The 24,830-nt window shown below is 69.8% G+C and carries 24 protein-coding genes and 1 pseudogene; 10 read left to right on the plus strand and 15 right to left on the minus strand.

Going from position 1 to position 24,830, the window contains the following annotated elements; genetic code table 11:
* A complete protein-coding gene (locus tag IPN02_04150; GenBank protein MBK9296063.1) occupies window positions 1-1,425 on the minus strand; it encodes a lipase maturation factor family protein in 1,425 nt (474 codons plus the stop codon).
* Between the two features lie 137 nt (window positions 1,426-1,562).
* On the minus strand, window positions 1,563-2,708 hold the full coding sequence (locus IPN02_04155) for a citrate synthase (protein ID MBK9296064.1): 1,146 nt from the start codon (window positions 2,706-2,708) through the stop codon (window positions 1,563-1,565).
* Window positions 2,709-2,796: 88 nt separating this feature from the next.
* Here IPN02_04155 and IPN02_04160 point away from each other — a divergent pair, with 88 nt between their 5' ends.
* From IPN02_04160 to IPN02_04170, 3 genes are read left to right on the plus strand one after another with little or no spacing between them, the layout of a single operon-like run.
* Entirely contained in the window at window positions 2,797-3,927 is a 1,131-nt protein-coding gene (locus IPN02_04160) for a citrate synthase (protein MBK9296065.1), read from the plus strand.
* Window positions 3,928-3,972: 45 nt separating this feature from the next.
* The gene (locus IPN02_04165; protein MBK9296066.1) at window positions 3,973-4,197 is read left to right on the plus strand and encodes a type II toxin-antitoxin system Phd/YefM family antitoxin; all 225 of its coding nucleotides are present in this window, start codon (window positions 3,973-3,975) and stop codon (window positions 4,195-4,197) included.
* Window positions 4,190-4,594 (plus strand): type II toxin-antitoxin system VapC family toxin, encoded by a 405-nt coding sequence (locus tag IPN02_04170; GenBank protein ID MBK9296067.1) that lies wholly within the window; start codon window positions 4,190-4,192, stop codon window positions 4,592-4,594. Before IPN02_04165 ends, IPN02_04170 begins: the two co-directional genes overlap by 8 nt.
* A gap of 75 nt (window positions 4,595-4,669) precedes the next feature.
* Here IPN02_04170 and IPN02_04175 read toward each other — a convergent pair whose 3' ends face one another.
* From IPN02_04175 to IPN02_04185, 3 genes are read right to left on the minus strand one after another with little or no spacing between them, the layout of a single operon-like run.
* Window positions 4,670-4,894, minus strand: coding sequence for a hypothetical protein (locus IPN02_04175; GenBank protein ID MBK9296068.1), 225 nt, complete (start codon window positions 4,892-4,894; stop codon window positions 4,670-4,672).
* A gap of 21 nt (window positions 4,895-4,915) precedes the next feature.
* Entirely contained in the window at window positions 4,916-5,218 is a 303-nt protein-coding gene (locus tag IPN02_04180; protein MBK9296069.1) for a hypothetical protein, read from the minus strand.
* 43 nt (window positions 5,219-5,261) lie between these two features.
* The gene (locus IPN02_04185) at window positions 5,262-6,710 is read right to left on the minus strand and encodes a thioredoxin (protein ID MBK9296070.1); all 1,449 of its coding nucleotides are present in this window, start codon (window positions 6,708-6,710) and stop codon (window positions 5,262-5,264) included.
* 267 nt (window positions 6,711-6,977) lie between these two features.
* On the opposite strand from IPN02_04185, the gene IPN02_04190 reads away from it, so the two are divergent.
* The 3 genes from IPN02_04190 to IPN02_04200 all read left to right on the plus strand — a co-directional run bounded on the left by IPN02_04190 (window position 6,978) and on the right by IPN02_04200 (window position 9,002).
* Complete coding sequence (locus tag IPN02_04190; GenBank protein ID MBK9296071.1) at window positions 6,978-7,874, plus strand: hypothetical protein; 897 nt, start codon at window positions 6,978-6,980, stop codon at window positions 7,872-7,874.
* A gap of 83 nt (window positions 7,875-7,957) precedes the next feature.
* Window positions 7,958-8,467 (plus strand): flavin reductase family protein, encoded by a 510-nt coding sequence (locus tag IPN02_04195; protein ID MBK9296072.1) that lies wholly within the window; start codon window positions 7,958-7,960, stop codon window positions 8,465-8,467.
* 4 nt (window positions 8,468-8,471) lie between these two features.
* The gene (locus tag IPN02_04200) at window positions 8,472-9,002 is read left to right on the plus strand and encodes a gamma carbonic anhydrase family protein (GenBank protein ID MBK9296073.1); all 531 of its coding nucleotides are present in this window, start codon (window positions 8,472-8,474) and stop codon (window positions 9,000-9,002) included.
* Window positions 9,003-9,056: 54 nt separating this feature from the next.
* Here the strand turns inward: IPN02_04200 and IPN02_04205 are convergent, their stop codons facing one another.
* A complete protein-coding gene (locus IPN02_04205; GenBank protein MBK9296074.1) occupies window positions 9,057-9,644 on the minus strand; it encodes a DUF2752 domain-containing protein in 588 nt (195 codons plus the stop codon).
* Window positions 9,645-9,773: 129 nt separating this feature from the next.
* Between IPN02_04205 and IPN02_04210 the strand changes: the two genes are divergently transcribed.
* The gene (locus IPN02_04210; GenBank protein ID MBK9296075.1) at window positions 9,774-10,124 is read left to right on the plus strand and encodes a hypothetical protein; all 351 of its coding nucleotides are present in this window, start codon (window positions 9,774-9,776) and stop codon (window positions 10,122-10,124) included.
* Window positions 10,125-10,183: 59 nt separating this feature from the next.
* Window positions 10,184-10,603, plus strand: coding sequence for a hypothetical protein (locus IPN02_04215; protein MBK9296076.1), 420 nt, complete (start codon window positions 10,184-10,186; stop codon window positions 10,601-10,603).
* Here IPN02_04215 and IPN02_04220 read toward each other — a convergent pair.
* From IPN02_04220 to IPN02_04235, 4 genes are read right to left on the minus strand one after another with little or no spacing between them, the layout of a single operon-like run.
* Window positions 10,593-12,440 (minus strand): ABC transporter ATP-binding protein, encoded by a 1,848-nt coding sequence (locus IPN02_04220; protein ID MBK9296077.1) that lies wholly within the window; start codon window positions 12,438-12,440, stop codon window positions 10,593-10,595. The two genes, IPN02_04215 and IPN02_04220, sit on opposite strands and share 11 nt — an antisense overlap.
* A 53-nt stretch (window positions 12,441-12,493) precedes the next feature.
* Complete coding sequence (locus tag IPN02_04225) at window positions 12,494-13,027, minus strand: hypothetical protein (protein MBK9296078.1); 534 nt, start codon at window positions 13,025-13,027, stop codon at window positions 12,494-12,496.
* A 26-nt stretch (window positions 13,028-13,053) separates the two neighbouring features.
* Window positions 13,054-14,100: a hypothetical protein gene (locus tag IPN02_04230; protein MBK9296079.1), complete on the minus strand. Its 1,047-nt coding sequence runs from the start codon at window positions 14,098-14,100 to the stop codon at window positions 13,054-13,056.
* A 49-nt stretch (window positions 14,101-14,149) separates the two neighbouring features.
* Window positions 14,150-16,810 (minus strand): DUF2157 domain-containing protein, encoded by a 2,661-nt coding sequence (locus IPN02_04235; protein ID MBK9296080.1) that lies wholly within the window; start codon window positions 16,808-16,810, stop codon window positions 14,150-14,152.
* 113 nt (window positions 16,811-16,923) lie between these two features.
* On the opposite strand from IPN02_04235, the gene IPN02_04240 reads away from it, so the two are divergent.
* Window positions 16,924-17,223, plus strand: coding sequence for a 4a-hydroxytetrahydrobiopterin dehydratase (locus tag IPN02_04240; protein MBK9296081.1), 300 nt, complete (start codon window positions 16,924-16,926; stop codon window positions 17,221-17,223).
* A gap of 28 nt (window positions 17,224-17,251) precedes the next feature.
* Here the strand turns inward: IPN02_04240 and IPN02_04245 are convergent, their stop codons facing one another.
* Window positions 17,252-18,274: a TIGR03621 family F420-dependent LLM class oxidoreductase gene (locus IPN02_04245; GenBank protein ID MBK9296082.1), complete on the minus strand. Its 1,023-nt coding sequence runs from the start codon at window positions 18,272-18,274 to the stop codon at window positions 17,252-17,254.
* Window positions 18,275-18,344: 70 nt separating this feature from the next.
* Window positions 18,345-19,908: pseudogene (gene guaB / locus IPN02_04250) on the minus strand (IMP dehydrogenase).
* 91 nt (window positions 19,909-19,999) lie between these two features.
* Here guaB and IPN02_04255 point away from each other — a divergent pair.
* Window positions 20,000-21,991, plus strand: coding sequence for a peptidoglycan DD-metalloendopeptidase family protein (locus IPN02_04255; GenBank protein ID MBK9296083.1), 1,992 nt, complete (start codon window positions 20,000-20,002; stop codon window positions 21,989-21,991).
* A 119-nt stretch (window positions 21,992-22,110) separates the two neighbouring features.
* Here the strand turns inward: IPN02_04255 and IPN02_04260 are convergent, their stop codons facing one another.
* From IPN02_04260 to IPN02_04270, 3 genes are all read right to left on the minus strand, one after another.
* Complete coding sequence (locus tag IPN02_04260) at window positions 22,111-22,584, minus strand: SUF system NifU family Fe-S cluster assembly protein (protein ID MBK9296084.1); 474 nt, start codon at window positions 22,582-22,584, stop codon at window positions 22,111-22,113.
* Window positions 22,585-22,682: 98 nt separating this feature from the next.
* Complete coding sequence (gene sufS, locus IPN02_04265; GenBank protein ID MBK9296085.1) at window positions 22,683-23,939, minus strand: SufS family cysteine desulfurase; 1,257 nt, start codon at window positions 23,937-23,939, stop codon at window positions 22,683-22,685.
* A 171-nt stretch (window positions 23,940-24,110) separates the two neighbouring features.
* A complete protein-coding gene (locus IPN02_04270; GenBank protein MBK9296086.1) occupies window positions 24,111-24,737 on the minus strand; it encodes an MBL fold metallo-hydrolase in 627 nt (208 codons plus the stop codon).
* Window positions 24,738-24,830 lie beyond the last annotated feature (93 nt).

Genomic DNA, 24,830 nt, shown 5'->3' on the forward strand with positions numbered 1-24,830 from the left:
TCAGCTCGCACCTTTGACCGGGCCGATCAGTTCGCCCAGATAGGTGCGATGCCACCAGGCGCCGGTCGACCGTCGTTCCTCGGCGGTGGTGAAGCGGTAGCGGTAGACGAGGGCCCGCACGTAGGTGGGGCCCTCGTCGGTGAAGGGGGAGTAGGCCAGCAGCGACTGCACGCCGGCATCGTTGGCGGCCAGGCGGGACATCAGTGGCCGCAACCAGCCGGCGCCGTAGTTGGGTGAGATGGCGACAAACCACATCAGCCAATCCAGCCGCAGGTGGTACGGCGCAAACTGCGGCGGCCGTAGCGTCACGTCGCCGGGCTTGGCTTTGAACCGGTATTCGACCCACACGGTGTTGGGCCCGGGTTGAGGATCGTCGGTCGCCTCGAGGATCACCTCCCGACGCTCCTTGGTGACGCTGCCAAAAGCCCCGTACGTGTTGACCAACCGCAGCGGATCAAAGCTGGCGTTCATCGCTTGGCGCTTCGAGGCCAGGTTGCGGATCGGCTGGTAGCTGAGCACCGCCAGGCCGAGCGCCACCACGGCGACCAGCACGCCCAGCCACACGGGCTCGGCCAGGTCGACCGGCCGGTCGATCGGCAGGATCCAGGCGAGCAACCGGTCATCGAGCACCGACAGGGCCAATGTGGCGGTCAGCAGGTTGAGCCACGCGAAGTTGCCGCTGAGCATCAGCCACCCCTGGGTGACGATCATGACGAGCGCAGCGACGGTGGCGAACGGTTGGGGCGCAAACAGTCCGAACACGACGACCAGCTGGGTGATGTGGTTGGCCAGCACCTCCGTCCGGTGCAGGGGCGTGGGCAGGTGATGAAAGCGCCAACTGAGCGGGTTGGGCATCGGCTGGGTTTCGTGGTGGTAGTCGAGGCACGTCAGGTCTCGCCAGCATCGGTCGCCGCGCATCTTCACCAGGCCGGCGCCGAACTCCACCCGAAACAGCAGCCACCGCAGCGCCCACATGATCAACAGCGGAGGGGCCACGTCGGCGGGTCCAAGAAGGATGGCGAGAAACCCGGCCTCGGCCAGCAGCGTCTCCCACCCGAAGGAGTACCAGCGCTGGCCGACGTTGAGGATGGAGAGCTGCAGCGCCCACAGCACCGCCCAGATGATCATCCAGCCCCAGAGCGGCGCCCGGTCGACCACTCCGACCACCGCCAGCCCGGCCAACACCATGCCCACCCAACAGCATGCGGCGAAGAACCGGTCGCTGTAGTGCAGGTGGAACACGCTGGGCGACCGAGCGAACGGCGAGGAGGCGGTGTAGCGGGGGATCGGCATCAGGCCGCGCTCGCCCAGCAGCGGTCGGAACTGTCTCAGCGCAGCGAGGAACGCCAGCAGGTAGACGCCGGCGAGCGCCCGGCTGAACGCCAGGCGGGCCAACGCATCACCCGGAGCGCTCCACCATTCCATATCGTGGTCCTACCCCACGGGGGGAGTTGCGCCGAATCGCGTGTACTCCCGGAACTCTGCCGCTATCGCGTCGTAGAGCGCGCGATAGCGGCAGAGTTCCCGCCGAAGCGGCTCGTCCGGATGCCGGTCGGCGGTCGTCATGGGTTCCGGGCGAGGCCGCGGTAGCGGACGGGCCGCTCGTCGAGCTCCTCGGCGTAGTGGGCGGCCCACCCGGCGATGCGGGCGACGGCGAAGATGGGCACGTCGGTATCGAGGTCGGCCACCCAGGTGAGCGCGCCGAGAGCCAGGTCGATGTTGGGTTGCTGGGGCATGGCTTGGCCAACAGTGGCGATGGCGTCGTCGACGATGGCCATGCGTTCGCCGGTGGTATCCAGGTGCCGCACGGCGGCGAGCAGCGAAGCGAACCGGGGGTCGAGCCCGCGATAGATCGGGTGGCCGAACCCGGGCGCCCGTCGGCGCCCGTCGCGGGAGCGGGCGACGACAACAGCGGGGCCGTCGGCCGAGCACTCCTCCAGGAAGCGGTGGGCCTCGCGGGAGGCCGAGCCGTGCAGGGCTCCGTCGACGGTGGCCAGGCCCGCAGCGATCGCCCCGTACGGGCTGGCCCGCACCGACGCGGCGACCCGCACGGCAAGCGTCGAGGTGGCCAGCTCGTGGTCGGCCAGCAGGCACAGCGCCAGGTCGACCGCATGCACCAGTTCGGGATTGGGGTCGGTGCGCCACGCGGCAGCCAGCCGGTGGGCGTACCGGCCCCTGGTGCGCCGGGAGCCGCACATTCCGGGCGCCACGGCCAACAACCGCCGGGCGGCGGTGGGGGCGTCGTCTCCTGGGTGGGCGGCATCGAGGACGTGGGCGGCGACCGCCAATCGGGGGATGGGCGCCAGGGCCGAGTCGGCCATGGCCGATACCCGTGCCAGGTCGCCGCGATGGGCCGCCGGCCACGTGGTGCCCGGCGACCACTCGCCGGTCCACAGCAGCTCGGCCACGTCCTCGAACTGGCCGTCGACGACCAGTTCACCCAGGTCGTGCCCCCGGATGCTCACCCCGGATTCGTCGAGGACGGTGATCGCCGAGGTGATCTGGACGTCGATCGTCGGCCTCGGCACCGGCTCGCTCCGGCGGCCCCGAGCGGCGAGCGCCTCCAGCTCGTCGAGGGCGAACAGGGAGGTGCGTCCGTCGGCTGCAGTGCTGCGGCCGACTCGGCCCCGGCTGACGTAGGCGTACAGGGTGGCCTTGGACACCCCGAGGATGCGGGCGGCCTCGCCGGCCTTGACCAACGTGCTCATCCCCCGAGCCTGACCGGTTCGGTTGATCGGGTCAACGTTGATCGAATCAACGTTGATTACTGGTCGGGTCCGGGTGACACTCGACGTCATGACCGAGCAACTGATCGATGTTCCCCCCGGCCTTCACGGTGTGGTGGCGGCCGACACCGCCATCGGCGCTGTGCATGGCGATGAGGGCTACTTCCACTACGGCGCGTACGACGCCATCGAGTTGGCCCGCACCCGCACCTTCGAAGAGGTGTGGTGGCTCATCCGGGAAGGCCGGCTGCCGTCGGCGGACGAACTGGCGCAGTTTCGGCGATCGCTGGCACAGCAGCGACGGGTGCCGCAAGGCCTGAAGCCACTGATCGAGGTGGTCGCCGCCATGGACGCGCCGCCGCTGGCCAAGCTGCGGGCCGTGCTGTCGGCGAGCAGCCAGGTGCTCAACCTGGCACCGGTGATCGACCTCGACGATGACGGCCGTCGGGAGCAGTCGCTGCGGTTGGCCGCCATCGTGGCACCGGTGGTGGCCGCCCTCAACCGCCGAGGTCGGGGCGAGCCGCCGGTCGAGCCGGACCCGTCGCTTGGACACGCTGCGTCCTACCTGTACGAAACCACGGGCGTGGTGCCGACGCCGGTCGACGCCCGGGCGGTGGAGCAGTACCTGATCCTGACGCTGGATCACGGGTTCAACGCCTCGACCTTTACCGCAAGGGTGGTCGCCTCGACCGGCGCCGACGTGGCCGACGCCGTCAGCGCCGCCCTCGGCGCGCTTGCCGGGCCCCTGCACGGTGGAGCGCCCAGCCGGGCGCTGGACGCCCTCGACCAGATCGGCGATCCGCAGCGGGCGGCCGACTGGGTGCGGGGGGAGGTGGGAACAGGGCGCAGGATCATGGGGTTCGGCCACGCCGTCTACCGGGCATCGGACCCTCGGTCGGGCCTGCTGCGGGAGGTGGCCGAACGTTTGGGCGGTCCGCTGGTGGAGCGGGCGGTGGCGATCGAGGCCGAGATCCTCGTCACACTGGCCGAGCTGAAGCCCGGCCGTCCGCTGCCGAGCAACGTGGAGTTCTACGCCGGGGTGGTGATGGAAACCGCCGGGTTGCCGCGCGACATGTTCACCCCGACTTTTGCCGTCAGCCGCACCGCCGGCTGGTGCGCCCACATCGTGGAGCAGGCGGCTGCAGGAAAGCTGATCCGTCCCAGCTCCCGCTATATCGGCCCACCCCCAACCGGTCGCTGACCGAGTCTTGTTGACCATGGTCAATGACCATGGTTGAGTAGGTGCATGAACACCGAGATCCGGGCCAGCGAGTTCAAAGCCAAGTGCCTGGCGTTGTTGGACGAGGTGGCCGAAACCCGGCGGGAGGTCGTGGTGACCAAACGCGGCCGCCCGGTCGCCAAGCTGGTGCCCATCGATCCACCCGCCGACCTCCAGGGCTCGGTCACCATCGTGTCACCCGACGAGGACGAGCTGTTCTCGACCGGCGAAGTTTGGAGCTCAGATGTCTAAGCGGATGCTGGTCGATACCCATGCGTTGCTGTGGTGGTTCACCGACCCCGACCTGCTGTCCGAACCCGCCGCCCGGGCGATGGTGGATGCGGACGGGCTGCTCATCAGCCCCATCTCGTTCTGGGAGGTCGCCACGTTGGTGACCAAAGGTCGGATCGAGCTCGACCGGCCGACGGCCACGTGGGCCAACGATGTGCTTGCTCAGGAGGCCACCGAAGAAGCGCCGCTCACGCCCGCGATCGCGGTGGCGGCGGGAGAGCTGCCCGAGTTTCCCGGAGACCCGGTCGATCGCGTCCTGGTCGCCACCGCCCAGTCGCTCGGTGTCCCACTGCTGACCAAGGACGACAGAATTTGCAGCTGGGCCACCGAGCACCGGCGGATCAACTGCATCTGGTGACCGTCATTGTTTCTCCCGGTTGGCCTCGCCTGGTTGGGGAGTGCCTCTGGCCGCTCCGTGACGCGGGAGTGGCGACTACGCGGTGGTAGCGGTGAGAGCGGCGATCAGTTCCTCGACGGCGGCGTCGGCCAGCGCGGTCATCTCGTCGTCGGTGCGGTCCTGAATCGGGTGGGGGACGAACACGCCGCGCACCGGTGAGCCGAGGGCGGCCCGCTGGGTGTCGGCGGCATCGATGAACTCCGAGGAGGCCACGAACACCGACGGAATGCCCCGGCGCTCCAGGTCGTCGAGGTCGTGCACACTGCACGACGTGCAACTGCCTCAATCGGCCAACGCCTCGACCACCGCCCCGCACTCCCGGGCGATCTGGGCCCGCAGGTCGGTGGGCGCCGGTTTGGTGAAGGTCGGCTTGTGGTAGCGCCTGGTGGTGACGCCCCGCTCGCCGAAGGCGTGCTCGACCCGGTCGAGAAACACGTCACCCCGTGCCTTGGAGATGTCGAGCAACCCGACGGTGAGCCCGTCGAGCGAGGGTGGCCGCTCGCTGAGTTCACGCGTGGCCTCGGATCGTTCCCCGGTGGGGTCGAGGACGGTCCGTTCGCCGGTGGCCGGTGGGGTCGACGTCATCGTGATCGCTCCTCGCTCGTTGGTTGCATCGTCGGGGTGGAGGTCATCGGGTGGCCGGCGCTGCGGTGCCGATGGCCCGGCTCACCGGCGAGCTGCCCATCTCGCCGGCGGCCCAGCCACCGATGACCGCCGAGAACATGCCGGCGCCGCCGCCCGCCTGAAAGATCGTCAGCCCCCCATCTCGAAACTTGGGAAGGGTGCCGGTGCAGAAAGCCTCGGGCATGCCCTCGGCGATGCCCCGGGCGCCACGCGCCAGCAGGGCCCCGTCCAGGGTGAGCAGGGTGGCCAACTCCTGGCGGAGTCGGCCCTTGGTCCAACCCGCCTCCCGAAACACCCGCAGGTGTTCGGGCGAGATCACCAGCGAGGCGTCGAAGGCGATCGCCAGCTTGGGATGGGCGACGCCGGCGAGCACCTCGGCGAACGAGCGGGCGAGCGACTCGGGGGTGCGCGACAGCTGGTCGATGATGCCCCGCACGCCCTCGGCCGCCACCAGGGTGACCGCCGACCCGGCGGGGTCCTCGCCCAGCTCGACGGCCTGGTTGGGCCAGTCGGAATCCGCGGGTGGCGTCTCGGCGAAACAGAACGTGTACTTGCCCGGATTGCCCAGGGTGGCCCGGTCGACGCCGCCCGGGCGTCCGCCGCCGACGTTGCGGACGATCAACTGCAGCGCTCGGCCGATTGTGGCGTTGGCTCGGTTGCCCTGCCCCAGGGCGTTCATGGCGTCGTTCATGCCGATGTCCCGGGCGACCGGCCCAGAGACCACCACCATCGGGCCGGCAAACCAGGTGGTGGCGAGTAGCCCGTGCATGTTGAACCCGTCGGTGCACGCCGCCTCGACCGCGGCGAGCACCACCGGCAGGTACTCGGGCCGGCACCCGGCCAGCACGGCGTTGATCGCCACCTTCTCGACCGTCGCCGGGGTGAGGTCGGGCGGCACGACGGCCACCACCTCGTCGGGCGCGCGATCGGTGCCCTCCAGCATCCGCAGCACCCGCGCCTCGGTGGGCGGGACCACCGGAAGGCCGTCGCCCCAGCCCCGGGCGTCGAAGGCATCGACGTCGTCCTCAAGGGCGGACAGCGTCACCCGGCGGCTGGCGAGCGTGCCTGCGCGCTGGCGCACCAGCAGTTCATCGGCTCTTCTCGGGTCGAGGGTCAACGAGCCGCAGCCCGGCCGCCGCTCGGGCAGGTCGGCACCCAGGCCGGCGATGCCGGACACCTCGGCCCAGCGGGCCCGATCCCAACCCTCGACCCGAGACGATTCGATGCCATTGGTGAAGCGCACCAGGGTCGGCACCACCTCGATCGCCAGCTCGGCCGATCGCTCGAGGGTCGTGTCGTCGACGACACGATCGATGCCGCCCGGGAAAGCGGGATCGTCTTGGGAGACGATTTCGACGCCGGCGTCGGCCAGGGTGCGCAGGGCTGGTGCCGCTATGACGCAGGTGGGACAGTCCGCCTTGACGACGACGGTGAGGGTGTCGGTCTGGGTCATCGATCCCCCTGGGCCATCGATCGCCGGAAATGATTCGTCGCCCGTAGGATACCGCCCGCCCCTACCGCCGAGTGCTGAAAGTCACACCCCTTGGTCACGTCCGCCCGTTTATCCTCCCAGCATGGGGGTACTGGAGGATGACTCGGTTCGATGGGGCGCCTCAGCACCTGCGACACTGGGGTTGGGGACCGATGCGCTCGGGGCTTTCCGGGCGATCAACAGCACGAGGCTAGGAGGGCCGCCACGCTGAACGTCACGTTCTATGGGGTGAGGGGCTCGACTCCCAGCTGTGAGAAGGGGGTGCAGCGCTACGGCGGCAACACCTCCTGCGTGGTGCTCGAACGGCCTGGTGTTGCCCCGATCATCCTCGACATGGGTACCGGCCTGCGGTTCTTTGGGCGCACGCACGACCACACGACGCCCTTCGCGGGCACCGCCTTGGTCTCCCACCTGCATTGGGACCACGTGCAGGGCCTGCCGTTTTTCTCGCCGGTCCTCGCCGAGGGTGCCCGCCTTGAGATCGTCGCTCCGGCAACGGACCACGAAGGCGGCGGCCTCGATGCCGATTCGGCCATTCGGACGTTTCTGGGCCCTCCCTTCTTTCCCGTCTCGCTCGACGCGCTGCGCGGCGACATCACCGTCCGCTCGACTCCGGAGGGGCCCTTCTCGGTGGGTGATGCCCGGGTCACCTCCGCCGAGGTCCCCCATTGCGGGAGGACGCTCGGCTACCGCATCGACGTCGCCGGTATGTCGATCGGGTACGTGCCCGATCACCAGCAACCCGGGCCCGACGCCACCGAGGTGGCGCCCGGTGTGCTCGAGCTGGTGCGCGACGTCGACCTGTTGATCCACGACGCCCAGTTCGACGCCGCCGACTTCGCCGCCAAGTCGGATTGGGGCCATTGCACGGTGGAATACGCCGTGCACGTCGCGGCGCAGGCCGGTGCCCGACGGTTGGCGCTGTTTCATCACGACCCCAGCCACGACGATGAATCGATCGATGCGCTGACCGCCGCGGCCCGGTTGCTCGGCAACGAGCTGGGGGTCGAGGAGACCTTCGCTGCAGCCGAGGGCTTGACCGTCGCCATGGAGGCGCCCAAGCCCGTCGAGACCGCACCACGTCCGGTTGACGCAGCGGCCCCGACGCTGCTCATCGACGGCTGAGGGCCCTCACGGCCGGACTGGGACCCTCAACTACACTGGCCGACCCGGCCCCTCGAGGGGCCGTGACAGCAGGGGAGGAACCAGTGGTCACCAGCGCGGACGTTGCGGCGTTTCGGGAGTGCCTGGGGCACTTTCCCACCGGGGTGACGGTCGTGACGGCGCGCACCGAGGCCGGCCCGGTCGGCTTCGTGGTCGGCTCGTTCTTTTCGGTGTCGCTTGACCCGCTCCTGGTGGGCTTCGCCGCCGGACGAAACTCGTCCACTTGGGCGGCGATCAAGCTGGTCGGGTCGTTCTGCGTCAACATCCTCGGCACCGATCAGCGCGAGCTGTCCTCGCAAATGTCGAGTCCCGGCGACCGGTTCTCTGGGCTGAGCCACTCCAGCGCGCCGGTGAGCGGTGCGCCGGTGCTCGACGGCGTACCGGCGTGGGTCGACTGCACGATCGACGCCATCCATCCGGCGGGCGATCACGATCTGGTTATCGGCCGGGTGGAGGCCTTCGAGGCCAACGCCGATCATGGTTTGGGACCGTTGATCTTCCACCGCCGTGCCTACGGCGGGTTCACCGACGCCGAAACACTCAGGGGTTCGTGACGCGATGACGCTGTATGCGATCGGCGACTCGACCCCAACCATTGCCCCATCGGCGTTTGTTCACCCCGACGCTGTGGTGATCGGCGACGTCACCATCGGTGAGCACAGCTCGGTGTGGCCGACCGCCGTGCTCCGCGGCGACAACGGGCCGATCATCGTCGGGGCCCGCACCTCGGTCCAGGACGGCACGATCGTGCACACCATCCCATCGTCGCCGACCACGATCGGCGACGAGGTCACCGTCGGCCACAACGCGCACCTCGAGGGCTGTCGCATCGCCAACCGGGCGCTGATCGGTTCCGGCTCGATCGTGTTGCACCACGCCGAGGTGGGGGAGGAGGCCCTGGTCGGGGCCGGCGCCCTGGTCGGCAACAACAAGTCGGTGCCCGCCCAGGCCCGGGCGCTCGGGATCCCGGCGGTGTGCACCGAGGGTGTGGCCTCCTACGAGCAGTGGGCCTCCGGTGTGGACACCTACGTCGAGAAGGCCCGCTGGTACCACGAGACGCTGCGGGTGATCGGGCCGACCGCTCCCTGACGTGAGGTGGGCGGGTGCCCGGCAGCCTCAGACGACGCTTCGGGTGCCAACGGCTTAGAGCGCTCCGGCGTCGGCACCCAGCCAGCGGGTGAACGCGGTGACGTCGAGGTTTCTGGAGACGCCGAAGGCGACGAACGCCACCCCGAGCCCGATCCAGGCCCAGCGGGGCAGCGACACGGTGGGCATCGGCCGGTCGCGGAATGCCGAGACCACCCAGAGCACGAACGCCACACCGATGAAGGGGATCAGCACCACCCACAACGCATTGTGGTCGAGGGCCCGGCCAAACTGGCCTCGGGCGAGCGCAGCGGTGGCGCGGGTGGTGCCACAGAACGGGCAGTCGACGCCGAACACGAACTTGGACGGGCACAGTGGCGCCCCGGTGTCGCTCGGGTTCCACCAGGTGACCGCCAGGGTGGCCGCAGCGGTCAGCCCGCCGACGGCCAGCGGAGCCAGCCGACGCCACCTCGCCGCCGCAGCGGCGGCGCCAGGGTCGGCGGCGTGATGGCCGGTGGCCTCAGAGGAGATGGTGCGACGATCGGAAGCACCGTGTTCCCTGGCGCCGTGTTCCTGGCCGTCAGGTGTCGCCGTGCCCTCGTCCAGGTGGTCCCGGGGGGTGACGGAGCTGAACTGCTGGTGCACGCAACCCACCCTAGTGACCGAGGTGCGACCGTCGACGGCGCGCCGTCACCCGCACCGGGACGTCGGTGGTGTCGACCCAGCGACGCGATCAGCCAATATCCTGAGGTCGACCCCGGGAGGACGCCCACGATGACGATGCGGCAGAACTGTAAATACTTCGAGAGCCGCAGCTACCCCAACGGCGATACCGTGCGGAAGTGCGACCTGGACCTGGCGCCGGAGGCGCCGTGGCGCTGCCCCGACGACTGTTCGTCGTACACGCCGCGGATGGCCGACGTGAATTGGGCCCACGGCTCGCTGGTGACGCCCCCCACCCCCGTTGCACCCAAGAGCGTCGGCGAGGACCCGTCGATCGGTGCGCTGCTCGACGAGGCCGAGGATATCGTCAACGAGGCCGGCCCCCGCATCCGTTCCGAGGTGGACGCCGACCGCAGCCGAAAGGCCAAGGGGCCCCGCTGGAAGTTCTGGAAGCGCCGCTGAAGCGCACGCTGCGAGACGGCACCCGTATCGCCGGCTGGCTGCTCAAGGCGGCCCCCGGGGTGTGGGACCTGGAGGGGGCGTTGGCGGCGGGTGAGGTGCCGACGTCCTGGCGGCTGGCGTCCACCTACCGGGTCGAGCTGATCGAGCCCGGGGATCCGGTGGTGCTGTGGCGTACCCGAGGGTGGACGGGCCCAGCCGGCGTGGTGGCCGCCGGCACGGTGATCGAGCGACCGGACCGCTGTGAGCTGCAACCGGGCGACGTGGACGACCACCGTTGGGTCAGCACGGCCGCCCGGGATCGACCGAGGCCCAGGGTGCAGGTTGCGTTGGACGTGCTCGTTCGACCGGTGGAGGTCGAGCGCACCGATGGCGTGCCGGTGCTGCGCCGCCTCGAGGTGCGGCGGGTGCCCCGAATCGGCAACCCGTCGGTGATCACCCCCGAGCAGTGGCAGGCCCTCGAAGCCCTCATCAACCGCTGAGGGCCGCCTCGCCGGTCTGCACCCGCCACAGGGCTGCGTACATGCCGCCGTCGGCGAGCAGCTCGTCGTGGGTGCCGGACTCGACGATCCTGCCCGCCTCCAGCACGTGGATGGCATGAGCCCAGCGGACGGTGGACAGGCGGTGGGCGATGATCAGCGTGGTGCGCTCGGCCGACACTTTGGCCAGCGACCGCTGGATGGCGGCCTCGGTCTCGTTGTCGACCGCCGAGGTGGCCTCGTCGAGCACGAGGATGGCCGGGTCGGCCACGATGGCCCGAGCGATCGACAGGCGCTGGCGCTGGCCGCCCGACAGCTTCTGGCCCCGTTCGCCCACCCTGGTGTCGTAGCCGTGGGGCAACGCCCGGATGAAGTCGCCGGCCTCGGCCAACTCGGCGGCGCGGACCAGCTCCTCCCGGGGCGCGTCGGGGCGACCGTAGGCCAGGTTCTCGGCGACGGTGCCGTCGAAGAGGAAGGTGTCCTGGCTGACATAGCCGATCGCGCCCCGAAGGGAGGCGAAGCCCAACTCGGCGGTGTCGATCCCGTCGATGCTGATCGTGCCGCCGGTCGGTTCATAGAACCGGAGCAGCAACTTGAGCACGGTGGACTTACCCGCCCCGGTGGTGCCGACGAGGGCGTGGGTTTCGCCGGCCGCGATGTCGAGGTCGAACCCGGACAGCACCGGGTGTGCCTCGGGGCGCTCACCCGGCGCCGCCGCGGTTGCGCCGTAGGCGAAGTCCACCCGGTCGAAGCGCACGGCGCCACGCACGGGCGCGGCCAGCTCCCGAGCTCCCGGGCGGATGCCGGGTTGCACCGCCAACAGGTCGAGGATGCGGACGACCGAGGCGGCCGCCCGCTGGTAAAGGTCCATCACCTCGCCCATGCGGGTGAGCGGCCACAACAATCGCTGGGTCATGAACACCAGGGTCGAGAACAGCCCGACCGCCAAGGCGCCCTCGATCGCCGCCCGGCCGCCGACGAGCAGCGTGACGGTGAACGCCGCCAGGATCGCCATGCGAATGAGAGGAACGAACGCAGAGGACACCTTGATCGCCCGACGGTTGGCGTCGCGGTAGTTCTCGCTGAGGCGGTCGACCCGGCGGGCCTCCCGCTCCTCGGCGACGAACGACCGGATCGTGGCGATGCCTCCCAGGTTGTTGGTCAGCGTCGTCGAGAGGTCACCGACGCTGTCACGAACCGCTGCGTAGTGGGGCTCGAGTCGGCGCTGGTAGCGCAGCGAGCCGGCGATGATCAAGGGGATCGGCAAGAAGGCGACCAGGGCCAGCGTCGGCGACACGATGAAGAAGAAGGCGCCCACCAACACGACGTTGGTGGCGGTGCGGATCACCTCGCTGGCCCCGACGTCCAAAAACCGTTCCAGCTGGTTGACGTCGTCGTTGACCACCGACAACAAGCCGCCTGACGACCGGTCCTCAAACCAGGCCAGCTCCAGCGTCTGCAGGTGGCGGTAGAGGTCGGAGCGGGCGGTGTGCTCGACCGATTGGGCCAGGTTGCGCCAAACGATCGACGAGGCGTAGTCGGTGATCGACTCGAACACCCAGATGACGACGGTGACCCCGGCCAGCAGCAGCAGCTGGGACCAGCGGTCCTCGATACCGAACCAGTCGGACACCAGCGATTGGTTGCCCCGGACGACCACGTCGACCGCGACACCGATCAGCAGCTCGGGGAGCACGTCGAAGAACTTGTTGAGCACCGACAGGACGGTGCCGACGATCACCGCCCGATGATCCGCCTGGGCGAAGTTCCACAGCCGGCGGAGGGGGTGGGAGCCGCTCGGAGCGACGCCCGGAGAGGTGAGCCCCGGTTGAGTCAACATCGCGTCAACCTAGGTGCACGACCGGCCCGGCCCCCAGCGAGTTCGTCCGCTGGTCAGCCCTTCTTCAGCGGGAGCAGCTGCTCACGGAGCGCAAGGAACTGGGTCTGGGTCCACTCGACCAGGGCGCCCAGGTTGACGTTGGTGCCGTCGACGTAGGAATCGATGTCCACCAGATGGTGTGTGCGGGCGACCACGCGGTTGAGCTGGTGGTTGATGCGCACCTCGCCCGCCACGGGCAACTTGAACAGGTTGGCCATGTCGGTGCGCCACATCGTGGCCAGATCGTCGGGGTCGACCACCTTGTTGTGAATCTCGGCGACGAACCCGAGCACCGTCCGGGAGCCCAGCTTCTGGGTGATCATGCCCGATCCGCTCTTGCGGTCGACGGTCAGCGAGTAGGCCGAGATCACCGGGTCGGCGGGCACCTTGAACCCCACCGCCTGACGGTCGGAGTCGGCGATCAGCCGATAGGGGTTCCAGCCCAGCGCAGAGAGGCCTCGGATCAGCTCGCCGACGAGGATCTCGTCTTTGGACTCGCGAAGCTCGGCCTTGTGTTGGTAGCCGGTGGCGGTGTCGAACAGGCCCATGGAGGACTCCCGTTGAAGGTGGATGATCAGCCGGCGAAGCGCAGCTGAAGAAACTTGCGGAGGGTGTGGACCGTCGCGGCCAGGTGCTTGCGGAGCAGATCGGCATCGACGTCCATCGAGTCGTCGACATAGCGGTCCAGCTCCCACAGCAGGTCGACCTGGCAGTAGACGAACCCGCTGGAGAGGTCGGCGTCGAAGGTCACCCGACCCGGCTCGGGGGACACGACGAACGTCGAAGCCATCTCTTGGCGCAGGGCCCGGCCCACCTGGCCGAAGTTGGGAACCCGCTGGCCGTAGCCGAGCTGGATGCGGGCGCGCTGGCCGAGCACCTTGGCCGAGCCGACGTCGGGCGTGAGGTGATCGAGCACGAGCGCCACGCGAGCGCCGGTGGCCGGATCCTCGAAGCGGAGCTCATGACGGTTGAAGGGCAGCGCCACCTGGGTGGTCGACGATGTGGCACCGGCGTTGCGGAGTGAACCCCCGGTGAGGATGTCGATCAGCACGTACCCGCTGTCGCCCAGCGCGGCGATCACGCCTCCCAGAAACACCTCGTCCACCGAGGTGGCCTGCTCGGACTCCTTATAGATCTCCGAGCTGCGCTCGACCAGCTCCATGAAGGTGTCGTCGAGATCCTGATCGTCAAAGCGCTCGGTCAGCGATCCCGGCGTCATCGGAGCGGGGCGCGGCTGGTCGTCGGGCTCGTCGATCGCGGGGACGGCCGGTTGGGTGGCGCCGCTGGTCGGCTGTGTATCCCCGGCTGTCGGTCGTGTGTACCCGGATGTCGGCTGTGTATCCCCGGCTGTCGGTTGGGTGTCCCCGGCGGTTGGCTGGGCATCGGCGGTGGGCTCGGCGGCGGCGCCCGCCTGGGGTGCGACGATCGCCCTCAGCTCGATGGCGGTCGTCCAACCGTCGAGGCCATCCCACCATGCCGGGGTCTCTGCCGGCAGGTGACCGGCGTCGATCCAGCCGAGCAGCGTCTGGGCCGGAACCGGCTCTCGCGTGACGTGGGCCTCGTCCACCCAGTGGATCAGTGGCAGGTCGGGCGTGGCGTCGGCGGTGCTGAAGTCGGACACTCGATGAGGGTAACGCCGTCCGGAACCCGGCGCCCTTCCGGGCGAGACCTCAGCGCAGCGACCGAAGTTGACGGTGCAGCGAGCGCAGCTCGGCCCGGCGGCGCTCGAACGTGGCCCCGGTGACGAGCAACACCGCGCCGGCGGTGCCGAAAGTGAGGTAGCGGGGCAGCGATCCGACCAGCGGCGCCACCTCGACGAACGACAGCGTCACCACGCAGCACGCTCCGGCAACGACCGGGGCACCCAGCCTGAGCAGGCCACCGACGATGACGAGCAGCGCACCGACGGCGATGAGCGCCAGCATCCGGGCGCCGCCATCGGCGATCGCGACCATCGATGACGGCACCAGGGCAACGACCAGCGCCGGTGACAACGACATCCAGGAGCCCCGCTGCGGGGAACGCCGCATCGCCTCGGCGCCCAGCGCCAGCAGCACCAGCGCGCCCGGCACGGTGTAGGCCTCGACGAGCCCCACCCCGGCGATCCCCAGGGCCAGCCAGGCGGCGAACTGGGAGAGCACTGCGCCGACCGCAGCGGCAAGGCCCTGTCGGATGAGGATGGAGACGGCGAACCAACAGATCGCGCCGATCAGCAGGTTGACCGTGCCGGAGACGGCTGCCTGGCGGTCGATCGAGTCGACCACCGCCACGACCAGGGCCACCGCCTGGGCACCGAGCATCAGGGCGATGAACGGGCGGGCGACGGTGCTCCAGATGGCGCCGGCGACCGATCGGGGACCCCGGCCCGCCGCAGCGACTTCCTCGGCGGCCCACACGACGGCGGCAGCCGCCACGGCGAGGACGCCCGAGGTGGTGACGGCGACGATGGCCACCCAGGTCGGCCCGGCGTCGAACAGCGCTGCGGTCGAGGCGGCGCCGACGACGGTGAGCAGGCCGGCCACGCCGGCCAGGCCGGTGCTTTCGATGGTCCGTCCCGCCCGCCCGGTCAGCACGGCGAGGAGCGCAGCGACGCCGGTGAGCGCCCACCACAGGTCCAGGTCGTCCCCGACGAACCCCAGCGCGAGCGCAGCGGCTGCGGTGGTGCCCGCCGCTGCCCATCCCGCGGCCCGGATGGCCGCGCCCGCTGCGCCGCTGATCGAGATCGCAGTCACGGCGGCCGCGCCGGCCGCGGCTGCCAGGGTCAATACGATCGCCCAGGTGAGCTGGCTCACGCCGATCAACGGCGGCAGCGCCATGGCCAGATAAGCGATCAACACCACCGCAGCGGCAGTGAGAGGTCCGATCCAGGCCCTTCGGTTGCGATGTCGGGCGAGGATCATCAGGGCGCCGACGACGGCTGCGGTGACGATCATCGCCACGGCGAGGACCTCGGCCCAGGAGTAGTCGGCGCCGGCGGTGCCCTCCGGGGTGCCGCCGAGGCGTGTCGTCAAGTCGTCAAGAGCACTGCCGCCGGCGGCGAGGAGCACCCACGTCGTCCCCGCCAGGACGAGGCCGGCGACGAGCGCCCCGCCCCACCTGGAGCGCTGCGGGGTTGTGCAGGCGGCGAGCACGGCCAACGCAGCGCCGGTGGCCACCCACACGGTGAGCGAGAGTGCGTCCGGGGCCAGCGCCGTCCACGCCCCGAGCGCCGCAGCGGCTGTTCCGGCCGCCGCCAGGTTGGTCCAGGCCGAGCCGAGCTGCGGCAGCAACGCCGCCAGGGTCGCAGCGATCGCCGCCCCCGCCAGAATCGCCGCGGCGGCGGTCGGCTCGTTCAGCGCCAGCGCCATGCTCGCCGACACAAACCAACCGGCGGCCGCGGTCAGCAGCGCCATGCCCACCACCGGTGAGGCCGGCGACCAGCGTCGCTCACGGGTGCCCAGCGTGACGACGATCGCCTGCACGATGCCGACGACAGCCACCCCGGCGATGCCCACCTGGGTCAGGCCCGGATCCCCCAGCGTGAGGTCGAACCCGGTGCTCGAGTGGCGGCCGAGCGCCGCCCCCACCGCCATCGGCAAGGTCAGCTGCGCAGCGACCACGCCGATCAGGGCCCCGGACGATGGCGGGGCCAGGCCGCCGGCTCCGCCCCAGCGCCGGGTGGCGGCGCCCAGGGCGGCGAGCAACGCCAGGCCACCGCTCCAGAACCGGAGATCGCCTGCGCCGGCGCCGAGGGCGTCGCCGAACACCGCAATGTCGACCAGCACCATGGCCGCGGCCAGGCACAGCACCGCTTCGCCCGTCGCCCTCAGGCCCCGACGGTGCAGCGCCAGCCCGCCAAATCCGGCCACCACCGTTGCGGCCAGCAGCACGGCGGCCTGGCCGGCAGGGTTGAGCCGACCCCACCCGACGGCGGCAAACACGGCGACGGCGATCGCCAGGCACAACACGCCGAGGCCCAGAAGCAACGCCTGGGTTCCCCGGCCGTTGCCGCCGGCCGGTCGTCCGCGCTCAGCGGCCTGGTGAGGCGGCTGACCGGCGGCCGTCGGGCTGGCCGGCTCCAAGGCGGCGAGCACTTCTCCACGACGCCGCTCGTTGGCCTCCAGGTCGTGCGCAACGATCGCCAGGACCTCGTTCCGGTACCGATGGAGCTCCCCATGGCGGCGGTTGAGGTCGCTCAGCTCGGCGACGAGGGGTCCGCCGAGGGCGAGGTGGCAGCTGGGGCAGGCCGCGTTGGGGGTGCCGATGGCGGCGCTGAGGCGGGCGCCGCAGCGGGGACAGGCGCCCACAGCGGGCTGGGCGGCGCTGGTGGCGCTGGTGTCGGGCGTGGTCATGGGAGTGATCCTGGCCCGGTTTGGAACCGGTTGGAATCGGAGATAGCCCCTACGGTGGCCTGGGGGAGGCCCCAGGCGTCCCCTGACGACGAGTTTGAACGAAAGGCAACATCATGGGCGCACGGGCAGAGGGCGACGAGGGGCTGACCGACGACGAGCTCCGGGCGGCGCTCAATGAGTTGCCGGGGTGGCGGCTGGCCGAGGGAGCCCTGCACCGCACCTTTGAGTTCGCCGATTTCTCCGAGGCCTTTGCGTTTATGATCCGGGTGGCACCGCTGGCCGAGGAGGCCAACCATCACCCCGATTGGTCCAACAGCTACAACACGGTGACGATCGACCTGATCAGCCACGACGTCGGCACCCTCACCGACCGCGATATCACCCTGGCCAAGGCGATCCAGCGGGTGGCCTAACCACGTCGGGGTCGCCACGACCACGGCGCTAGGTGCCGGACAGCTCGGCGATCAGCGGCGCCATCTCCATGGCGTCGGGGCCCTGCAACGTGATGTAGCTGATGCCCCAGCGTTCGCGCCGTTGGCGCAGGGTGGCGGCCATCTCCTCGAACGACCCCAGCAGGATGGCGGGCGCCTCAAGGACCGTCTCGGTGCTGAAGTCGCCCCCCGAAGCATCGTCGTTGGTGGCGCCGCCGGTCGCCGCTGCGTTGACCGCATCGCCCACCCCTTTGGGGATCTCGGGCTCCGCGCTGAACATGGCGGCGATGCCCTCGGCCATGCCCCTGGCATCGTCGGTGACGGTGGCCAGAAACACGAGAACGTTCAGCTCGATGTCGTCGAAGCGGTCCCCGGCACCGCGTTTGATCCACTCCAGCTTCTGGTCGACCCGGTCGGCGGCAAAGTCGCGGGCGGCCTCTGCGTCGACCGCACCGGAGGGGATCCGGGGGTTGATCCCGACGATGTCGGCGTGAGCGCCGGCGATGCCGAGCATGCGCGGCCCGCCGGCGCCGATCATCAGCGGAGGGCCGCCCGGCGCGTGTGGCCGGGGCAACCCTTCCAGCGCATCGATGCAGTAGTGCTCGCCGTCGTGGCTGAACTCGCTCTCGCGGAAGAGACCTTTGAGCACGATGAGCGCCTCCTCGAAGCGGTCGACCCGCACCTTGGGCGCGTCATAGTCCAAGCCCGCCTTCTCGTAGTCCCAGCGCATCCAGCCGGCGCCCAGGCCCAACTCGACCCGCCCGCCTGACAGCTGGTCGATGGTGGCGAGTTCCTTGTGCAGCACCACCGGGTGGCGGTAGTCGTTGTCGAAGACCAGTGCGCCCACCCGCAACCGCTCGGTGACGGCCGCCGCCCAGGTCATCGCCGCCAAGGGCGCCAGTTGATCGCCGAAGTGGTCGGGCATGTGCAGGGCCGAGAAGCCCGCCTCCTCGACCCGGCGGGCGGTGTCACCCCAGGACGTGCCGGGTAGGGGCTGGGAGAGCTGGATGGCGAAGCGGAAGGGCCTGGTCATCGGCCCATCGTTGCACTCGGCGGCGACACCGCACCGGAATGTGGGCTCGCGTGGGAGGACCGGGCCGGGCTCAGCGCAGCCGGTAGTTGGGGGCCGCCTCGGTGATCGACACGTCGTGGGGGTGGCTCTCCCGCAACCCGGCGGAGGTCATGCGCACAAACCTGGCCTCGCTGCGCAGCCGGTCGAGGTCGCCGCACCCGGTGTAGCCCATCGCCTGTTGCAGGCCGCCCACCAGCTGACCGACAACGTTGCGCAGCGGTCCCTTGTAGGGCACCCGAGCCTCGATGCCTTCGGGCACCAGCTTGTCCGCCTCGGTGATGTGGGCCTGGAAGTAGCGGTCCTTGGAGAACGAGCGGGCCTTCATTGCCCCCATCGAACCCATGCCTCGATACTCCTTGTACCGCTCGCCTTGGTAGAAGACGATCTCGCCCGGGCTTTCATCCACCCCGGCCAGGTAGCTGCCCAGCATGACGGTGTTGGCCCCCGCACCGATCGCTTTGGGGACGTCGCCGGTGTACTGGATGCCGCCGTCGGCGATCACGGGGATGCCGTGGCGCCTGGCGACCTCGGCGCACTCCCACACGGCGGTGATTTGGGGAACCCCGACGCCGGTCACCACCCGGGTCGTGCAGATCGAACCCGGGCCGATGCCCACCTTGATCGCATCGGCGCCGGCGTCGATCAGCGCCTGGGCGGCCTCGCCGGTGGCGATGTTGCCTGCGGCGATCGGCCCGGCCCACTCGGCGCGCAGGTTGCGCACCGTCTCGAGCACCGACGAGGAGTGGCCGTGGGAGGTGTCGACGATCAATGCGTCCACGCCGACGTCGATGAGCAGCTTGGCCCGGTCGAGCGCATCGGGCCCCACACCCAGCGCGGCGGCCACGCAGGCGGCCGTCGGCGTCCTTGGTTGCCTCGGGGTGGTCCATCCGCTTCTGCAGGTCCTTGACGGTGATCAGGCCGCACAGCCTGCCGCCCGAATCGACGACGGGAAGCTTTTCGATTTTGTGGCGGGCGAACAGCACCTGGGCCTGATCGAGCGTGGTGCCCTCCGGAGCGGTCACCAACGGCAGCGGCGTCATCACCTCGGAGATCAGCTGGGTGTCATCGGTCTCGAAGCGCAGGTCGCGGTTGGTGAGGATGCCGACGAGTAACCCGGCATGATCGGTGATCGGCACCCCTGATATGTGAAACCGGGCCATCAGGTCGAGCGCATCGGACACCGGACGGTTCGCCGTCAGGGTGACCGGGTCGGAGATCATGCCCGACTCGGACCGCTTCACGCGGTCCACCTCGTGGGCCTGTTCTTCGGGCGACAGGTTGCGATGGACCACGCCAAGCCCGCCCATCCGCGCGAGTGCGATCGCCATGCCCGCCTCGGTGACCGTGTCCATGGCCGCCGACACGATCGGGACGGCCAGGCGAATGTCCTGAGCGAACGATGCCGACGTGTCGACGTTTTGGGGGAGTACGTCGGAGGCTGCGGGCATGAGCATGACGTCATCGAAGGTCAGCCCGGGTGGGCCGAAGCGGGCGACGAAGTCGGATTCTTCGTCCCCGCTGTCGTTTGCGGGCTCCGAAGCGTAAGGTAGGCCGCTCGACCCGGAGCGATCGGGGCGGCGGTGCTGGGTCTCCATAGATGGAGTCTAGCGACGTCTCATGGGCAGTCCCATGGCCGATACTCTGCACACGGTCACGACCCTCTGGCACCCTGGTGAGGAACCCCTGTTGAATACCTTGAAGAACCGGTTTGGCCGTCGCTCGCTGGGCGCCACCGTCATGGCCGGGGCGGTCCTCATGGGCACGGTTGTTGCCGTCGCTCCCGTCGGGGCACAGGACCCGACGCCTCCCCCGACCACCGCTGCACCCACGACGACGCCCACAACGGCACGGCCGACCGCGCCCCCGACGACCGCTCCGCCAACGACAGCGGCGCCGACGTCGGCTGCACCGACGACGAGGCCGCCGACCACGCAGGCCCCGCCGCCGGTAGCGCCGACCACCAACGCGCCCGGACCGGCGACGACGCCCCCCGCCCCGCAGGAGCCCGAAGGCCCGCAGGAGACCCTTCCGGAGGCCACCCTTCCCCCCAAGCAGGACGAACCGGAAGATGAGGGCGGCGGCGACGTCGGCGAGCCGGTCACCCCGCCCGGAAACTCGGAAAGCTCCGGTGGCGGCAACACCGGCGGCGGTGCGGTCATCGGCGAGAACCCGATCCGGGAGCTGGCACCCGGCGTGTGGGAGACCCCGGTGCTCATCGGCGGTCAGGCCGGTGTGCAGGGGGTCAGCCTGCGCGAGACGGTCACGAAGGTGCGCAAGGAGGCCGAATCCGCAGCGTTCACGGTTGACGAACAGCGCTCGGCATCCAAGGCCGGGGTCATTGGGGCCGAGACGGCCATGGTGCAGTCCGAGCGGGCGCTCAACGAGGCCCGGGTGGAACTCGAGCGGCGTGAGTCGGCCGCCGAAAAGGCGCGCAAGCAGCTCGCCCGGATGAGCGTCGCCTCCTATACCAACCTGTACGGTGAGAATGACCCCGACATCCTGGCGCTCACTGGCCAGACGATGCGGGCAAGCGCGGTGCGGGAGTATTCGGGCACCGTCCTGGTCGGCGCCGACGAGAACCAGGCCTCGGCCTCCGATGGCCTCGATGGGGCCAAGGCTGCGGTCATGAAAAACACCGCCAACCGCGACAGCGCCAAGGCTGCGCTGGCGGAGAGCCGCAAGGCGCTCGCCGAGACCGAGGCCAGCTTGGCCAAGGTCGTCTCCCAGGCGAGTGCGCTGAATTTGGATCAGGCCCCAGCAGCCGCCCCCGAGGAGGCCCCCGCAGAGCAGCCGGCGGCGCTGCCCGACCTGCCCGAGGGCGCTCTGGCATCGACGACGACCGGCGGCGACCCGACCGCAGGCGCTGGGCCCGATGCGGCGTTGAACGCGCTGGTGAGCAACGACCTGACCGTCACCTACCCGATCGCCGGCGACTGGAACTTCGTCGACTCATGGGGCTTCGAGCGGGCGGGCGGCAAGCGCTCGCACAAGGGCAACGACCTGTTCTCCCGCTACGGCAACCCGGTGGTGGCCGTTGAGGACGGCGTCGTGCGGGTGGCGACCAACAGCCTGGGCGGCAACACGGTGTACCTGTACGGCCGGTCGGGCAACCGTTACTACTACGCCCACCTCTCTGCGGTTGAGGATGGCATCGACGGCCAGCAGGTGGAGGTCGGGCAGGTGATGGGCAAGGTTGGTACCTCCGGCAACGCCATCGGCACGCCGCCGCACCTGCACTTCGAGGTGCAGCCCGCCGGCGGCGAAACCTCCAACCCGTACCCGATGCTCAAGGCTCTCGCCATGACGGTCGCCCAGGCCCGTCAGGGCGGGGCCACCCCCACGGTGCGGGCTCAAGACCTGCTCGTGTTGCCCGACCAACTCGGTCGCACGCTGTGGGCCGAGGGCAAGGTCCGCTCGGACACGCTGGGCCGCCTCGGCTCCGACGACTGGATCAAGCTGATCAACCGCACGGTGCTTCCGGTGGAAGCGCTGTCGCTGGGCGATCCGGCGGTCGCCGCCGAGGTATCGACCCGCCTTGGTGACAAGGTCGACCCGGCAGCGCTGCCCACCGTCACCGGCGGCGTGGCGCCGACGACGGCGCCTCCGGTGCCGATCCCGGCGGGCGCTAAGCCCCCCATGGCCGCTCCGCCGACCAGCCAGGCGGGCCCGGCCGGGTAGTTGCCGCCAGGCTCGATCGGCTCTGGAGCGACCTCGAGTCTGCGCGGGAGCCTGCGAAGCCGTCCCGGGCTTGAGGGCGAGGCGGCGCCAGCGCAGCCTGTCGGCCCGAGACTCAGACGTTACGCGGTTGCCTCGTCGAGTGCATGGACGAGGGTGTTCCAGCTGAGGGTGGCGCACTTGATGCGGACCGGGAACTTCACGACCCCCTGAAGCGCCGCCAGGTCACCCAGATCGGGGCTGTCCGCCGTCTCGGTCGGCGCGTCGTCGTCGTCGCCGCTCAGTTCGGTCTCGTGGCTCGACATCATCTGCTTGAATGAGCCGACGAGGGCACGCACCTCGTCGACCGAACGGCCCTTGATCGCAGCGCTCATCATCGAGGCGGACGACTGGCTGATCGAGCAGCCCTGCCCATCGATGGCGACGTCGGTGACGACGCCGTCGTCAACGGCCAGGTAGACGACCACCTCGTCCCCGCACAACGGGTTGAACCCCTCGGCCTTGACGGCCGGTGGGGTGTCGAGCTGCCCGCGATGGCGGGGGCTGCGGTAGTGATCGAGGATGATCTCTCGGTACAGATCCTCAAGACCGGCCATGGTGGCTCCGGAGGGTTGGTCGGTCGAGCCCCGAAGGCCCGGCCAGGTGCGGGTGGCGAGCGTCGCAGGCTGCGGCGCACGTTGTGGAGAAAGAACGGTTACAGAAAGAACTCGGCCGTGGCGTCCAGGGCGTCCGCCAGGGCATCGACATCGTCGGGTGTGTTGTACAGGTACCAGGAGGCGCGTGCGGTTGCCCCGACTCCGAGCTCCTTCATGAGCGGCTTGGCGCAGTGGTGCCCGGCCCGCACCGCCACGCCGTGCTCGTCGAGGATCTGCGACACGTCGTGGGGGTGCACGTCGCCGAGGGCGAAGCTCATCACGCCCGCCCGCTGGCCGGGCTCCGCCGGCCCGTGAATCGTCAGCCGCTCGCCGAAGCGTTCGGTCAGCGTCCGGAAGGCATAGGCCGACATCGCCTGTTCGTGAGCCAAGACGTTGTCCATGCCCAGCTCCTCGAGGAAGGCGACCGCCTCGCCGAGGCCGATGATCTCGGCGATCGGTGGGGTGCCGGCCTCAAACTTGTGCGGGATCTCGTTGGCGGTGAACCCGTCGAGGCGGACGTCGCGGATCATCGACCCGCCGCCAAGGAACGGCGGCATCTCCTCAAGGAGGGTCCGACGGCCCCACAACACGCCGATGCCGGTCGGGCCGCACATCTTGTGCCCGGAGAAGGCCAGGAAGTCGGCGCCGAGCTCTTCGACGTCGCAGCGGCTGTGGGGCACGAACTGGCAGGCGTCGACGCACACGACGGCGCCGGCTTGGTGGGCGGCATCGGCAATGCGCCGAACCGGGGTCAGGGTGCCGGTGACGTTGGAGGCGGCGGTGACGCCGACCAGCTTGGCGCCGTCGAGCAGGGTGTCGAGTGAGCTCAGGTCGAGTTGGGCGTCGTCGGTCAGCGGGATCCAACGGATCTCGAAGCCCTTCTCGGCGGCCAGCATGTGCCACGGCACGATGTTGGCGTGGTGCTCGAGCATCGAGAGCACGATGGCATCCCCGGGCCCGAGGTTGGCTCGTCCCCAGGAGCCGGCAACCAGGTTCAGCGATTCGGTGGCGTTCTTGGTGAACACGACCTCGGCAGCGTCGGCGGCACCGATAAACCGAGCGATGTCGCGGCGCGCCTGCTCCACCGCCGTCGTCGACTGTTCGGAGATCTCGTACACGCCGCGGTGAACGTTGGCGTTGATCGTCTCGTAGAAGCGCGACATGGAGTCGATGACCCGCTGGGGCTTCTGTGAAGATGCAGCGCTGTCCAGAAAGGCCATGCGATGGCCCTTGATCTCCCGCTGGAGTACGGGGAACTGCGCCCGGATGGCAACCGAGTCGAGGGGGTCGCCAGGCAGGTTGCGCAGGTCGTTCATGCGCTCACCGGATGATGGGAGAGCTTGGCCATGGGCTTCAGTGTATTTCTCCTAGATCGAAAGTCGAAAGAGGGACCCGTCACCTTAGGACGCCGGGCGAGGCCGCCCCCACAGGCTGGTCGGACCGTTCGGTCCGCACGACGAGGTGACCGTGGCAGCGCCCGCTGGAGCTCACCAGCCGCGCTCGACCCACTCGTCAAGATGTGGTGCCTCGGCGCCGATCGTCGTGTGGTCGCCGTGTCCCGGCAGCACGAGGGTGTCGCCACCGAAGGGGCGGAACAGCCGCTGTTCGAGCGACTCGATGATCGTCGGGAAGTCGCCGCCCTCGAAGGTGGTGTTGCCCGGCCCGCCCGGAAACAGGGTGTCGCCCGAGAACAGCACCGGGGTGCCCTCGATGGCAAAGCACATCGAACCGGGCGTGTGGCCGGGCGTGTGGATCGTGCGCAGCCGGAGGTCACCAACCTCGATCAGCTCGTCGTCGGCCAGGATCTCGTCATAGGACGGCAGCATCGACGCGTCCTCGGAGGTCACACCCACCGAATAGCCGGCGTCGCGCATCTCGGTCACCGCCTGTATGTGGTCCCAGTGCCCGTGGGTTTCGAGCACTTGGCGCACCCCGAGGCTTCGAGCCAGCTCCAACAGGAGGTCGTGTTCGTTGGCGGCGTCGATCAGCACGGCGTCGCCGGTGGATCGACAGCGCAGCACGTAGACGTTGTTGTCCATCGGCCCGACGACCACCTGGTGGATCTCGGCGGCGGTGTCGGACCAGATGCGGGTCGTGTCGGTTTCGAGGGCCATGTGTTGAGGGTACCGCCGCCGGTCGCGTCGGGTTCCCCGCGGCAGCGTCCCCGGCCAAGCTGTGCCCATCGTTGACCCAGAGCGCTCTGTTCC

It is taken from the genome of Candidatus Microthrix subdominans (assembly GCA_016719385.1).
In the GTDB taxonomy this organism is placed as follows: Bacteria; Actinomycetota; Acidimicrobiia; order Acidimicrobiales; family Microtrichaceae; genus Microthrix; species Microthrix subdominans.